At 65.5% G+C, this 12,824-nt stretch carries 15 protein-coding genes; 12 read left to right on the top strand and 3 right to left on the bottom strand.

Translation table 11 applies throughout. The features are described 5' to 3' along the window. Window positions 1-38: 38 nt before the first annotated feature. Window positions 39-695 carry a carbonate dehydratase gene (gene can / locus HNO51_RS10685; RefSeq protein WP_197447350.1) on the bottom strand — a complete coding sequence of 219 codons (657 nt, stop codon included), beginning with the start codon at window positions 693-695 and terminating at the stop codon, window positions 39-41. A 170-nt stretch (window positions 696-865) separates the two neighbouring features. On the opposite strand from can, the gene gorA reads away from it, so the two are divergent. From gorA to HNO51_RS10625, 12 genes are all read left to right on the top strand, one after another. Further along, window positions 866-2,227 (top strand): glutathione-disulfide reductase, encoded by a 1,362-nt coding sequence (gorA, locus tag HNO51_RS10680; RefSeq protein ID WP_209537416.1) that lies wholly within the window; start codon window positions 866-868, stop codon window positions 2,225-2,227. Window positions 2,228-2,436: 209 nt separating this feature from the next. Continuing rightward, a complete protein-coding gene (ectA, locus tag HNO51_RS10675) occupies window positions 2,437-3,015 on the top strand; it encodes a diaminobutyrate acetyltransferase (RefSeq protein WP_197447348.1) in 579 nt (192 codons plus the stop codon). Window positions 3,016-3,095: 80 nt separating this feature from the next. Beyond that, window positions 3,096-4,361 (top strand): diaminobutyrate--2-oxoglutarate transaminase, encoded by a 1,266-nt coding sequence (ectB, locus tag HNO51_RS10670; protein ID WP_197447347.1) that lies wholly within the window; start codon window positions 3,096-3,098, stop codon window positions 4,359-4,361. A gap of 92 nt (window positions 4,362-4,453) precedes the next feature. Further along, a complete protein-coding gene (locus HNO51_RS10665; RefSeq protein ID WP_197447346.1) occupies window positions 4,454-4,849 on the top strand; it encodes an ectoine synthase in 396 nt (131 codons plus the stop codon). A 378-nt stretch (window positions 4,850-5,227) separates the two neighbouring features. Continuing rightward, window positions 5,228-6,022, top strand: a complete 795-nt coding sequence (locus tag HNO51_RS10660) for an ATP-dependent zinc protease family protein (protein WP_234283489.1) — start codon at window positions 5,228-5,230, stop codon at window positions 6,020-6,022. 45 nt (window positions 6,023-6,067) lie between these two features. Then, window positions 6,068-7,573: an inactive transglutaminase family protein gene (locus HNO51_RS10655; protein WP_197447344.1), complete on the top strand. Its 1,506-nt coding sequence runs from the start codon at window positions 6,068-6,070 to the stop codon at window positions 7,571-7,573. Between the two features lie 5 nt (window positions 7,574-7,578). Beyond that, on the top strand, window positions 7,579-8,574 hold the full coding sequence (locus HNO51_RS10650; protein ID WP_197447343.1) for an alpha-L-glutamate ligase-like protein: 996 nt from the start codon (window positions 7,579-7,581) through the stop codon (window positions 8,572-8,574). Between the two features lie 33 nt (window positions 8,575-8,607). Further along, window positions 8,608-9,060, top strand: coding sequence for a transcriptional repressor (locus HNO51_RS10645; RefSeq protein WP_197447342.1), 453 nt, complete (start codon window positions 8,608-8,610; stop codon window positions 9,058-9,060). A gap of 21 nt (window positions 9,061-9,081) precedes the next feature. Beyond that, complete coding sequence (hisI, locus tag HNO51_RS10640; RefSeq protein WP_197447341.1) at window positions 9,082-9,534, top strand: phosphoribosyl-AMP cyclohydrolase; 453 nt, start codon at window positions 9,082-9,084, stop codon at window positions 9,532-9,534. A 3-nt stretch (window positions 9,535-9,537) separates the two neighbouring features. Next, window positions 9,538-9,888 carry a membrane protein insertion efficiency factor YidD gene (yidD, locus tag HNO51_RS10635; RefSeq protein ID WP_209537415.1) on the top strand — a complete coding sequence of 117 codons (351 nt, stop codon included), beginning with the start codon at window positions 9,538-9,540 and terminating at the stop codon, window positions 9,886-9,888. Window positions 9,889-10,031: 143 nt separating this feature from the next. Then, the gene (locus HNO51_RS10630; RefSeq protein ID WP_209537414.1) at window positions 10,032-10,613 is read left to right on the top strand and encodes a DJ-1/PfpI family protein; all 582 of its coding nucleotides are present in this window, start codon (window positions 10,032-10,034) and stop codon (window positions 10,611-10,613) included. A 69-nt stretch (window positions 10,614-10,682) separates the two neighbouring features. Then, on the top strand, window positions 10,683-11,090 hold the full coding sequence (locus tag HNO51_RS10625) for a ribbon-helix-helix domain-containing protein (protein ID WP_209537413.1): 408 nt from the start codon (window positions 10,683-10,685) through the stop codon (window positions 11,088-11,090). Here the strand turns inward: HNO51_RS10625 and HNO51_RS10620 are convergent. Beyond that, window positions 11,054-11,485 (bottom strand): SufE family protein, encoded by a 432-nt coding sequence (locus HNO51_RS10620; protein ID WP_197447337.1) that lies wholly within the window; start codon window positions 11,483-11,485, stop codon window positions 11,054-11,056. The genes HNO51_RS10625 and HNO51_RS10620 overlap by 37 nt on opposite strands. Window positions 11,486-11,513: 28 nt before the next feature. After that, window positions 11,514-12,725 carry a tyrosine-type recombinase/integrase gene (locus HNO51_RS10615; RefSeq protein ID WP_209537412.1) on the bottom strand — a complete coding sequence of 404 codons (1,212 nt, stop codon included), beginning with the start codon at window positions 12,723-12,725 and terminating at the stop codon, window positions 11,514-11,516. Window positions 12,726-12,824: the final 99 nt, after the last annotated feature.

Raw genomic sequence — 12,824 nt, 5'->3', positions numbered from 1 at the left:
TGTAGGGGGCATCGCCCACGGTTTCGAGTCGGCCCGAGTCAGGAGGCGTCGGGGCTCGCCTCGATGCGGTCGATACGGTAGAGCGTAGCCACCTGGTCCAGGCCCTTCACGGTGCACTTCAGGTCGGTGATGCGGCCGTCGCCAAGGCCGTAGATCCAGCCGTGCACGGCCAGCGGCTGACCACGCTGCCAGGCGAGTTGGATGATCTTGGTGCGGCACAGGTTGTTGACCTGCGCCTGGACATTGAGCTCGCACATGCGATCGATCTGCTGGTCGAGTGGCAGGTGCGCCAGCACGGAGCGATGCTGACTGTAGAGTTCACGCACCGAGTGCAGCCAGTAGTCGACCATGCCGCATTCACCGCCGGCCACGGCTGCCCTCACGCCGCCGCAGCCGTAGTGGCCCACCACCATGATGTGCTTGACCTGCAGCATGTCGACGGCGTACTGCACCACGGACAGCGCATTCATGTCGTTGTGATGCAGCAGGTTGGCGACGTTGCGATGCACGAAGACCTCGCCCGGTGGCAACGACACGATCTGATTGGCGGGTACCCGGCTATCCGAGCAGCCGATCCAGAGGTAGTCAGGGTTCTGCTGCTGCGACAGGCGTGTGAAGTAGTCCGCATCCTCGCGGCACATTCGCTCCGCCCAGGAGCGGTTGTTGTCGAGCAGGGTTTCGATGTCCTTGTCCATGCTGGGTCCGTTCGCCGGGGCTGTTGTCGAGGGCCTCTTTTACCGCCGCTGCGGATGGGGGTCAACCGGCGCAGTCGCGGGGGCGGCTCCACACGCCATGGGTCGCGCTGGTAAGATCGAGCGATTCGACCGGGCCGTCGTCCCACGCCCGGCAAGACGAGGAGAATCGAGTGTCTGACTTCGACTATGACCTATTCGTCATCGGAGCCGGTTCCGGCGGAGTGCGCGCCGCCCGCACCGCAGCGGCCGCCGGTGCCCGGGTGGCCGTTGCCGAGGATCGCTACCTGGGGGGTACCTGCGTCAACGTGGGCTGCGTGCCCAAGAAGCTCTACTCCTATGCGGCCCACTTCCACGACGCCTTCCAGGACGCCCGTGGCTTCGGCTGGCGCCTGCCCGAAGCGCCAGTGTTCGACTGGGCCACGCTGCGTGACAACAAGGTTCGCGAGATTACCCGGCTCAACGAGATCTACGGCCGCCTGCTGGACAGCGCCGGCGTACGCTTGATCCATGGTCGTGCACGGGTGGTGGATGCGCACCGCGTCGAGGTGGCGGGCGAGAGCATTACCGCCGCCAAGATCCTGGTGGCCGTCGGTGGCTGGCCCTGGGTGCCCGACTTCCCGGGGCGTGAGCTCGCCGTGACCTCCAACGAGGTGTTCGACCTGGCGCAGCTGCCGCGGCGCTTCCTGGCCCTCGGCGGCGGCTACATCGCGGTGGAGTTCGCCAGCATCTTCAACGGCCTGGGCAGCGAGTCCCATCTGGTTTACCGGGGCGAGCTGTTCCTGCGAGGCTTCGACCGCGAGGTTCGCGAGTTCACCCGCGAGCAGATGGCGGCCAAGGGCGTCAGGCTGCATTTCGAAGCCAACGTCGAGCGTATCGACAAGGTCGAGGGTGGGCTTCTGGTCACGCTCACCAACGGCGAGTCGCTGGAGGTCGACGCCGTGCTGGCGGCGACGGGGCGCCGGCCCCACCTGGAAGGCGTGGGGCTCGATGCGCTGGACATCGAGCTCAACGGCGACGGCACGGTCAAGGTCAACGAGCGCTTCGAGACGTCCGTTCCCTCCATCCTGGCGCTGGGCGACGTCATCGGCGGGCCGGAGCTGACCCCCGTGGCGCTGGCGGAGGCGATGCATCTGGTGCAGCAGCATTTCGGCGACGCCCCACCGGCCCCGATGGATTACCGCAATATCGCCACTGCGGTGTTCTGTCATCCCAACATCGGCACGGTCGGGCTCTCGGAGGAGCAGGCGCGCAAGCAGTACGGGGCGATTCGGGTCTACCGCACCGACTTTCGCCCCATGAAACATACGCTCTCCGGCAGCGAGGAGCGCTGCCTGATGAAGTTGATCGTCGCCGACGACAGCGACGTGGTCGTCGGTGCCCACATGGTGGGCGAGGAGGCCGGCGAGCTGATCCAGGGCGTCGCCATCGCCGTGAGGGCCGGCCTGACCAAGGCGGATTTCGACGCCACGGTCGGTATCCATCCGACGGGTGCCGAGGAGTTCGTCACCATGCGCACCCTTTCACGCCGCTGAAGCGCTTCTCCACGCCACATCGGGCCGCCTTCGAGCGGCCCGATGTCGTTCCGACTCCCGGTCGTTTCCTGGGCTACACTTTCCCTGGCGCTTCGGCAACTGTCGATAAATTTTTGTTATTGAACTGTGCCGCTCTCATAATGCTAGTTTTGATTTAATGATGAGCCCTGTTATCATTACGAGCAACATCGCTACAGCGAAGCCTAACCATGAACGTGACAACGCAGCCCTTCACACCTTCCGCCGACCTGGCCCGCCCCAGCGTGGCCGATGCCGTGGTCGGCAGTGATGCCTCGCCACTGTTCATTCGCAAGCCCAACCCCGACGACGGCTGGGGAATCTACGAGCTGGTCAAGTCGTGTCCGCCGCTCGACGTGAATTCCGCCTATGCCTACCTGTTGCTGGCGACCCAGTTCCGCGATAGCTGTGCCGTCGCCACCAACGAGGAGGGCGAGATCGTCGGCTTCGTCTCGGGCTACGTGAAGAGCAACGCGCCGGATACCTACTTTCTCTGGCAGGTGGCGGTGGGTGAGAAGGCCCGCGGCACCGGCCTGGCCCGCCGCCTCGTCGAGGCCGTCATGAGTCGCCCCGAGCAGGGAGAGGTCCACCATCTGGAGACCACCATCACGCCGGACAACCAGGCGTCCTGGGGGCTTTTCCGGCGCCTGGCCGATCGCTGGCAGGCACCGCTCAACAGTCGTGAATACTTCTCCACGGACCAGCTCGGCGGCGAACACGACCCAGAGAACCTCGTGCGCATCGGTCCCTTCGACACACGGCGCATCTGATCCTACCCGAATCGCTGGATGGTCGAGCCCCTCGGCCGTCCATGCTTTCCTACGCTTGACTATCCCGACAGGAGGTCGACATGCAGACCCAGACTCTCGAACGGCTCGAATCCAACGTGCGGACCTATTCCCGCTCCTTCCCGGTCGTCTTCACCCAGGCCAGGAACGCCCGGCTGACCGATGAGAACGGCCGTGAATACATCGACTTCCTCGCCGGCGCCGGCACCCTCAACTACGGTCACAACAACCCCCACCTCAAGCAGGCGCTGCTCGACTACCTGGAGAGCGATGGGATCGTGCACGGCCTCGATTTCTGGACTGCCGCCAAGCGCGACTACCTGGAGACGCTGGAGGAGGTGATCCTCAAGCCGCGCGGGCTCGAGTACAAGGTCCATCTGCCGGGCCCGACCGGTACCAACGCCGTCGAGGCGGCTATCCGCCTGGCCCGGGTCGCCCAGGGGCGACACAACATCGTCACCTTCACCAACGGTTTCCACGGCGTGACCATGGGCTCGCTTGCCGCCACCGGCAACCGCAAGTTCCGCGAGGCCACCGGCGGCATTCCGCTGCAGGGCAGCGCCTTCATGCCCTATGACGGCTACCTGGGTGAGCACGCCGACAGCCTGGATTACTTCGAGAAACTGCTGGGCGACAACTCCAGCGGCCTGGATATTCCGGCGGCGGTGATCGTCGAGACGGTACAGGGCGAGGGCGGCATCAACGTGGCCGGCCTCGACTGGCTCAAGCGCCTGGAGCGGATCTGTCGCGACAACGATATCCTGCTGATCGTCGACGACATCCAGGCCGGCTGCGGCCGCACCGGCAAGTTCTTCAGCTTTGAACACGCCGGCATCAAGCCCGACATCGTGACCAACTCCAAGTCGCTGTCCGGCTTCGGCCTGCCGTTCGCTCACGTGCTGATGCGTCCCGACCTGGACAAGTGGAAACCGGGCCAATACAACGGCACCTTCCGCGGCTTCAATCTGGCCTTTGCCACGGCCGCCGCCGCCATGCGACAGTACTGGCGGGACGATACCTTCGAGCGCGATGTCCAGCGCAAGGGCAGGGTAGTCGAGGACCGCTTCCAGAAGATCGCGGCCTGGATCAGCGAGCAGGGCGTAGCGGCGTCAGAGCGTGGCCGTGGGCTGATGCGCGGTATCGACGTCGGCGATGGCGAGCTGGCCGACAGGATCACCGCCAAGGCGTTCGAGAAGGGGCTCGTGATCGAGACCAGCGGTCAGGCCGGTGAGGTGGTCAAATGCCTGTGCCCGTTGACCATTCCCGACGAGGACCTGCTCGAGGGGCTGGACATTCTCGAGGCAAGTGTCAAGGAAGTCATGGCCTGAGCGACGTCCGTCCGACGCGGCACCCATGACCTTTTGTCGGCCGGCTGCAGCGGCTGCCGGCCAATCCATGGATTGAACGGAGACTTGGGAAAATGATCGTTCGCAATCTCGAGGAAGCGCGCAAGACCGAGCGCCTGGTCAAGGCGGAGAGCGGCACCTGGGACAGCACGCGCCTGGTGCTGGCCAATGATGGCGGTGGTTTTTCGTTCCACATCACGCGGATCTTCGAAGGCACCGAGACGCACATTCATTACAAGCATCACTACGAGTCGGTCTACTGCATCGAGGGCGAAGGCGAAGTGGAAACCCTGGCCGACGGCAAGATCTGGCCGATCAAGCCGGGTGACATCTACATTCTCGACCAGCACGACGAGCACCTGCTGCGCGCCCACAAGACCATGCACCTGGCCTGCGTGTTCACGCCGCCGATCACCGGCAAGGAAGTGCATCGCGAGGACGGCTCCTACGCGCCGGCCGACGAGGCATGAGATGAAGGCGATTGGCCGCCGCGTCAGCGAAGCCACGAACCCCGGCCGGCGAGTCGGGGTTCGTCGTGTGGATAGCGTCACGCGGGAGCCGATGCCGGCAGACAGCGGGCCGTTTTGCCTGGTGCGATCCGGCCCGCCTAGCCTGATCCGTTAGTGCGTGTAATGTATATTATGTTAAATCGGATCTCTGTCACGGCGTTGGACAACGCTACCTCGAAATCCTTATCATCCACCGTCATGTTTCACCGCGACGACGCGCGCACCCTTCAAGCCAAGCCCACTGCCGCTACGCCTCGCCCGTAGCCCGACCGGAGGCTGTCAATTCCAATGCGACCGAGAACGCTATCCGCACCCATACCCTGGTTGCTGAGTACATTATTGATCAGCGGATGCGCCCTCACACCAGAGCCGGAGCCCGAACCCACACTCAGCCCTACGGCCTTCGAGGCGCGTATCGGCCAGCTCGAGGAACAGATCGCACAGAGCTGCGACCGTTCCGATGGCCAGGCTGCCAGCGACCAGCGACAGGCCGAGCTGCTCGCCGAGCTGCGCGATGCCGGCGTCACCCTTCGCCATCTACGCGGCGATATCGAGCGGCTCGAGCAGCGTGGCGACGAGCCCCAGGTGATTCCGGCGGAATGCAACAATGAACTGAGCGAGACGCTCTCGTCCAAGTCGATGGTCGGTCGCTCCGAATGGATCGGCTTGCCCGATGTAGGCACCTACCTGCGGGCAAGGGTCGATTCCGGAGCCAACACTTCCTCTCTCTCGGCTACCGATATCACTCGCTTCGAGCGCGACGGCGAGGACTGGGTGCGCTTCAAGCTGGGCTTGAACGAGGACGATGTCGTCGTCGACAGCGTGCGCGACGAGTGGATCGAACGGCCGGTCGAGCGTCGCGTGCGCGTGATGCAGGCCGCCGGCAGCACGTCGCGCCCGGTCGTCAGCCTGCTGATGACCCTGGGGCCGATCCGTGAAACGGTGGAGTTCACCCTCAACGACCGTACCCACCTCAACTATCCGGTCCTGCTGGGTCGACGTTTTCTGATGGATATCGCCCTGATCGACGTGGCGGAGAACTACATTCACCCACGGCCCGAATTCCCCGGCGGCCGCCCGGCCTCCGAGGCGGCGGAAGACGAGATCAACGACCGGGACGAAGAGGAAGGCTGATACCGAGCCTCACTACCCTATCTGCCTATCTGCCAAGGATGATACATGTCGCGACTGCCCTTCTATCTCATCGTGGGTCTGCTGATGGTGCTCGGTATCGGCACGAGCCTGCATCGACACATCGCGATGGAGGTGCCCTGGACCCCGGGCGAGCAGCGCCAGGTCTGGGAAGTCGAAGCGGTCGTCGACTTCACCGCCCTGGGCGAGCCCGCCCGCGTCGAACTGGCCTTGCCCTCGCATCAGCGCGGCTACCGGATCCTGACCGAGAACACCGCCTCCCCGGGCTACGGGCTGTCGTTCCTGCAGGACGAAACCGGGCGGCGCGCGCAGTGGTCGATCCGCCAGGCCACCGGCAGCCAGCAGCTCTACTACTCCGTGCGCCTGCTGGTGACCGATGACCAGCGCAAGCGCCAGATCTCGCGCCCCTCCCTGCGCGAAGTCAGTTGGGAGCGCCCCTACGATACCGCGGCGGCGCAGGTGATCGAGCGCGCCTGGATGCGCAGCGCCGATCCCTACACGTTCACACGCGAGCTGATCCGCGACTTCAACGACGATCGCCAGGGCGAGAACGCACGCCTGTTGCTGACCCAGTTCGAGCGTACGCCCCTGCTGGTGCGCCTGCTCAATCAGGCCGGCGTGCATGCCCGCGAAGTCAGCGGATTGATGCTCGAGGACGGGCGCCGGCGCCAGACGCTGACCTCCTGGATCATGGTCTTCGAGGACGAAGAGAACTGGGCGCTGTTCAACCCGCGCACCGCCGACCAGGGTCAGCCGGAGAATCTCCTGCTCTGGGAGACGGCCGGACGTGCCGTGCTCGAGGTCCAGGGCGGCACCAACTCGCGTGTCACCTTCTCCATGCTGTCGCGCAGCCAGCCTGCTGCGGCTGCCGTACGCAGCCAGCTGGCAGACGATACCCTGCTCAACTTTTCCATTCACAGCCTGCCGCTCGAGGAGCAGGCGCTGTTCCAGACCATCCTGCTCATTCCCATCGGCGCGCTGGTCGTCGTGTTCCTGCGCATCCTCGTCGGGATCAAGACCTCGGGCACCTTCATGCCCGTGTTGATCGCACTGGCCTTCATCCAGACGACTCTGCCCACCGGGTTGGTCGGCTTCCTGCTGGTCGTCTCCGTCGGGCTGGTGATACGCAACTACCTCTCCTATCTCAACCTGTTGTTGGTGGCTCGAGTCTCGGCGGTGATCATCACGGTCATCGCCATCATTTCGATCTTCTCCGTGCTCTCCTACCGGGTGGGCCTCAACGCGGGCCTGACGATCACCTTCTTCCCGATGATCATCCTGGCCTGGACCATCGAGCGCATGTCGATCCTGTGGGAAGAGGAAGGCCCCAAGCAGGTATTGATTCAGGGCGGCGGAAGCCTCATAACGGCGGTATTGGCGTACCTGGCGATGAACAATCCCTGGATTCGCCACATCACCTTCAACTTCCTGGGCGTCCAGCTGATCATCATGGCGCTGATCATGCTGTTGGGTAACTACACCGGCTACCGCCTGCTCGAGCTGCGGCGCTTCAAACCGGTCACCGAGGACTGAGCATCATGTGGGTATGGCCAAGCCAACTCCGTAGCCGCGGCATCATCGGCATGAACCGGCGCAACATCCGCTATATCGGACGCTACAACAAGCGCCGTCTCTACCCCCTGGTAGATGACAAACTGAAAACCAAGCTGCTTGCCGAGAAGCACGGCATCACCTCGCCGGCACTGATCGGCACGGTGACCACGCAGTTCGAGGTCAAGCAGGTCGGAAAGATGATCGAGGGGCATGGCGGCTTCGCCATCAAGCCGGCCAAGGGTAGCGGCGGCAAGGGCATCCTGGTGATCGAGCGGGTCGACAGCGATGGCTTCGTCAAGCCCAGCGGCGCCAAGCTCAGCCTCGAGGACCTGCACCGCCACATCTCGAACATCCTGTCGGGGCTCTACTCGCTGGGGGGCGCGCCCGACGTGGCGATGATCGAGGCGCTGATCAACTTCGACGAGCAGCTCTCCGAGTACACCTACGAGGGCGTGCCGGACATTCGCGTGATCATCTTCCGCGGCTACCCGGTGATGGCCATGATGCGTCTCTCCACGGCCGCCTCGGACGGCAAGGCCAACCTGCACCAGGGCGCGGTGGGGGTGGGGCTCGACATCGCCACGGGCACGGCGGTGCGTGGCGTCCAGTTCGACCGCTCGCGTCGCGACCACCCGGATACCGGCCACGAGCTGGCCAGCCTGCGCATTCCCGACTGGACCAACCTGCTGGAACTGGCCGCCGGCTGCTACGAGATGACCGGGCTCGGCTATCTCGGTACCGACATGGTGATCGACCGCGACCGCGGCCCCATGCTGCTCGAACTCAATGCTCGCCCGGGTCTCGCCATCCAAATGGCCAATGGTGAGGGGCTGCGCTCACGCCTGGACCTGGTGGAAAAGCAGCCCGAAGGGATGGGCGTCAAGGCGCGGGTCGCGTTCGCCCAGCAGCACTTCGCTCGCCGCGGCGAACTCAAGGACCTGCCCGATCCCGAGCTGGCCGAGCCTTGTGTCACCACGTAGAATGGTGGCTGTTCCTGAAATCCTGGGTCGCCCATGACCGACGCTACCACCCTGCTCGCGCAGGCCGAAAGACAATGTCAGCTTCGCGGGGTGCGCTTCACCCCGATCCGACGACGCGTACTCGAGATGATCGCCGGGGCCAGCGGCGGCCTAAAGGCCTATGAGCTGCTCGATCGGCTCGCCGTCGAGCATGCGGCTGCCCGCCCGCCGACCATCTACCGCGCGCTCGATTTCCTCATCGAGCAAGGGCTGGTGCATCGCATCGAGTCGCTCAACGCTTACGTAGCCTGCCCCTGCCCCGAGCATGCACACGGCTTCCAGCTGTTGATTTGCCGCCACTGCGGGCGCGTCGAGGAGCTGCATCTGGACGACGTCAACGCCCAGCTCAGCGCCCAGGCCCGCGACCTCGGCTTTCGCGTCGAGCGCCAGACCATCGAGCTGCTGGGCAGCTGCGACCTGTGCCTGAAGGCAGTGGCGCAGGCCTGAGCGAGTCATAACGGAAAAGCCATGACCGATACCTTCAAGCAACTCGAGCATGCCGAGCTCGACTCCCGAGTGCCGCTGGCCGAGGTGCTCGGCGCCGTACGCTTCAACGGCGACGGCCTCATCCCCGCCATTGCGCAGCAGCACGACAGCGGTGAAGTGTTGATGATGGCCTGGATGAACCGCGAGGCGCTGGAAGAGACGCTCGCCACCGGGCGCGTCTGCTACTGGTCGCGCTCCCGCGGCAAGCTGTGGCGCAAGGGGGAGTCGTCGGGCCAGCAGCAGCACCTGCGCGGAGCCAGCCTCGACTGTGACGGCGACACCCTGCTGCTACAGGTCGAACAGACCGGCCCCGCGTGCCATACCGGGCGGCGCAGCTGTTTCTACGTGGCCCTGGAAAACGGCGAAGCGCGCATCACCAGCGAGCCTTTGATCGACCCGGAAACCCTCTACCGCAAGCCGGCGGAGGGGCGCTGAGCCATGCCCTGCCTGGCGGCCTGGCTCGCCTGCCTTGGTCGATTGCTACGCGGCGCTCTTGGGTTCGCGATGATCGGCCTGGTCAGGCTCTACCAGCTGGCGATCAGCCCTCTGCTGGGCCCACGCTGCCGCTTCTGGCCCAGTTGCTCCCACTACACGGTGGAAGCCATTCATGTCCACGGCCCGCTGCGCGGCGGCTGGTTTGCCGCCAAGCGCATCGTACGCTGCCACCCCGGTAGCGAAGGCGGCCTTGATCCCGTGCCCGGCGGACCCAGCGAACGGCTCTGTCGCGAAGACCCCGAGCTGGACGAGCACTTTCGCTGTCGCCACGCGTGCCACCTGCCCGAACGCTGACCCTGCCATGCCGGCGCCTCGTCGCGCGCCTGCCTTTGCTTGACGAGTGGCTGTAGTAGCCCGCTACCACCCTCCTCCGGCCCGCCCGTGCCAGACTGATGCGTGGGCACATCCACCACGACGAGTCGATGAGGAGACACGCCATGCCTGCCAAGCGACTGCTCTTGCTGTGCGGCGACTTTGCCGAAGACTACGAGACCATGGTGCCGTTCCAGGCCCTCAAGGCCGTGGGGCATCGCGTCGACGCCGTATGCCCCGACAAGCGGGCCGGCGATACCGTCGCCACCGCCATTCACGATTTCGAGGGCGACCAGACCTATAGCGAGAAGCCCGGCCATCGCTTCACGCTCAACGCCGACTTCGCTACGGTGGAGCCGGCCGATTATGACGGCCTGGTCATCGCCGGCGGCCGGGCGCCGGAGTACCTGCGCCTGAACGACAAGGTCATCGGCCTGGTGCGTCATTTCTTCGAGGCCGACAAGCCAGTGGCGGCGATCTGCCATGGCGCCCAGCTGCTGGCGGCCGCCCGGGTGCTGGAGGGGCGTACCTGCTCGGCCTACCCGGCGTGTCGACCCGAGGTGGAGCTGGCCGGGGGGCGCTATGCCGATATTGCGGTGGACGATGCGGTTACCGATGGCAAGCTGGTCACCGCTCCGGCCTGGCCCGCCCACCCTGCCTGGCTCGCCCAGTTCCTGCAGGTCCTCGGAACGCGCATCGAGCCCTGATCGCCTTGCTCTGGCCCGCATCCGGTACCATGATGAGGTGTCGGTCGGGCCAGCAAGGGGGACAACGGCATGTGCAGGCTTTTCATCGGCGCCGAATCCAGCCTCTGGGAGCCCCGGACCCGCTCCATCCGCCTCGACGGGGTCTCCACCAGCGTGCGCCTGGAGCGCTTCTTCTGGGCGATCCTGGAGGAGATCGGCAGGCGCGACGGGCTGTCCCTGAGCCAGCTGTTGGCGAAGCTGTCGCGGGAGTGCGCCGAGGCCGGCCACGACCCCGCCAACTTCGCTTCTTTCCTGCGCGTCTGCTGTGGTCGCTACCAGGCGCTGCAACTGGCGGGCGAGATCCCTGCCGCGCGTGACGTTTCCATCACCAGTCTGGATGCCGAGGGCATCCTCGCGCGGGAGCGGCGACGACGCGCCATCGCGCTCGCGCCGGGGCGGCGTCAGGCCGAGGCTGCCTCGCTGTCGGCGACCTCGTAGATCTTGCCGAGCATGGCGTGCAGCCCGTTGCTGCGCGTCGGCGAAAGGTGCTTGTCCAGTCCCAAATCCTCGAGGAAATGCGGGCTGGTGTCGCGAATCTCGGCGGCCGGCCGGTCGTTGTAGATGCGCATCAGCACGGCGATCAGGCCGGAGACGATGGCGGCATCCGATATCGCGTCGAAGTGCAGTACCTCGCCCTCGCGGCGATGATGCATCCAGACGTTGGACTGGCAGCCTTGGATCTTGCGCTCCGGCGTCTTCCACTCTTCGGGAAACGCCGGCAGCTGCTTGCCCATGTCGATGATGTACTGGTAGCGGTCCATCCAGTTGTCGAACATCTCGAACTCTTCCAGCAGCGCCTGCTGGGCCTGTTCGGCCGTGGCTTCGGTAGTCATGTCGTCTCCCGTATTGGCTCGTCCACCATTATACCGGCTCAGCCGCCCTGCCGGGCAATCCATGGGCCGACTGCTGGCGATGCCACTCCTCGTCTTCGGTATGGAGGTATTGGGCGGTGGTGTCCAGTCGGGCATGGCGAGCGGTGCTGGCCAGGTAGCGCAGCTCCACGCCGGCCTGGGCCTGGTGCGTGAGCGCGGTATGGCGTAGCCAGTGCGGCGTGGCGCTGCGCAGCCGCGCCACCTGTGCCGTCGCCGTATCGCCGGCCTCGGTTTCCAGGGCCGAGGCGGCCTGGTGAAAGGTGTCGCGTATCAGGCGGTAGAGCTGGTTGTCGCCCAGGCCACGCTGGCCGTCCAGTCCGCGCAGCACGGGGCCTGCCTCCCCGGGCGCAGGCTCAGCGGATAAGCCGAGTTCACGCCTCCAGTCACGCAACAGGGCCAGCATGTCGTCGGGCACCGGTATCCGGGCAGCCTTGTCGCCCTTCCCCACTACGCGCCACCACCAGCGCCCTTCGCGCTGAAAGAAGTCGTCCATCTCGGCGCCGGCCATCTCGCCGATACGCGGTGCCAGCAGGTAAGCGAAGCCGAATATCACGCGCCGACGCTGCCAGAGGTAGCGTTCGCGAGCGCTGGCGTCATCTTCCAGGGGCTGGGTGAGCCATTGCCACAGCCACTCCCACAGCGGGCGCTCCAGATAGCGATCGATGCCGGGCTGACGATTGTCGAGCCGGCGGCGCTTGTCGCGCATCAAGCGGAACGGGTTGTGTGCAACCCACCCCGCCTCGACCAGCCAGGCGAACATGCCCTGCAGGATCACCAGGCTCTGCCTGCGGCTGGCCGGCGACAGCGGTCCGCGAAACGGCCGCCAGTCCGGCGCGTGTCGCGGCCGCGGCGGCCCCACCCAGAGGTGGCGCGGCGTGGGCGACGCCAGGAACGCCTCGAAGGCGTCCAGGTCCTGGCGGTGCAATTGCTCGAGACCCCGCCCCTGGTGTTCCAGCCATAGCAGCAGCCGCTCGGCTTCGCGGCGATAGGCGCGCAGGGTCTGCGGGCTGGCACGGTACTCGGCAAGCCACAGGGCCACGGCCTCGGCATCGCTGCTGGCCGCGATACGAGCAGCGCCATTGGCGTTGGCCACGACAGGAACCGTCGTCGGTGGGATGGCATGGCGAACCGGCGGCCGCCCCTGGTTCCGGTTCGCGGTGGTGTCACTGCCGCTCTCCTCGTACGCCTCTCGTTCGTGCATCGCCTGCCCTGCCGCTGTGCTTTCTGCCCCTTGTCGTGTGCTTGAGTCTCCCGTGTAGCGGCAACAAATTCAAGATAAGACGGGTAATCATGAATTTTT

It is taken from the genome of Billgrantia sulfidoxydans (assembly GCF_017868775.1).
Classification (GTDB): domain Bacteria; phylum Pseudomonadota; class Gammaproteobacteria; order Pseudomonadales; family Halomonadaceae; genus Halomonas; species Halomonas sulfidoxydans.
Note: the sequence above shows the minus strand (reverse complement) of the source record. Positions and strands in the feature narration are given on the sequence as shown.

Excerpts from the sequence above, each read along its gene's own strand:
- can (WP_197447350.1), bottom strand. The coding sequence starts at position 695 with ATGGACAAGGACATCGAAACCCTGCTCGACAACAACCGCTCCTGGGCG.
- ectA (WP_197447348.1), top strand. The coding sequence starts at position 2,437 with ATGAACGTGACAACGCAGCCCTTCACACCTTCCGCCGACCTGGCCCGC.
- ectB (WP_197447347.1), top strand. The coding sequence starts at position 3,096 with ATGCAGACCCAGACTCTCGAACGGCTCGAATCCAACGTGCGGACCTAT.
- HNO51_RS10665 (WP_197447346.1), top strand. The coding sequence starts at position 4,454 with ATGATCGTTCGCAATCTCGAGGAAGCGCGCAAGACCGAGCGCCTGGTC.
- HNO51_RS10655 (WP_197447344.1), top strand. The coding sequence starts at position 6,068 with ATGTCGCGACTGCCCTTCTATCTCATCGTGGGTCTGCTGATGGTGCTC.
- HNO51_RS10650 (WP_197447343.1), top strand. The coding sequence starts at position 7,579 with ATGTGGGTATGGCCAAGCCAACTCCGTAGCCGCGGCATCATCGGCATG.
- HNO51_RS10645 (WP_197447342.1), top strand. The coding sequence starts at position 8,608 with ATGACCGACGCTACCACCCTGCTCGCGCAGGCCGAAAGACAATGTCAG.
- hisI (WP_197447341.1), top strand. The coding sequence starts at position 9,082 with ATGACCGATACCTTCAAGCAACTCGAGCATGCCGAGCTCGACTCCCGA.
- yidD (WP_209537415.1), top strand. The coding sequence starts at position 9,538 with ATGCCCTGCCTGGCGGCCTGGCTCGCCTGCCTTGGTCGATTGCTACGC.
- HNO51_RS10630 (WP_209537414.1), top strand. The coding sequence starts at position 10,032 with ATGCCTGCCAAGCGACTGCTCTTGCTGTGCGGCGACTTTGCCGAAGAC.
- HNO51_RS10625 (WP_209537413.1), top strand. The coding sequence starts at position 10,683 with ATGTGCAGGCTTTTCATCGGCGCCGAATCCAGCCTCTGGGAGCCCCGG.
- HNO51_RS10620 (WP_197447337.1), bottom strand. The coding sequence starts at position 11,485 with ATGACTACCGAAGCCACGGCCGAACAGGCCCAGCAGGCGCTGCTGGAA.
- HNO51_RS10615 (WP_209537412.1), bottom strand. The coding sequence starts at position 12,725 with ATGCACGAACGAGAGGCGTACGAGGAGAGCGGCAGTGACACCACCGCG.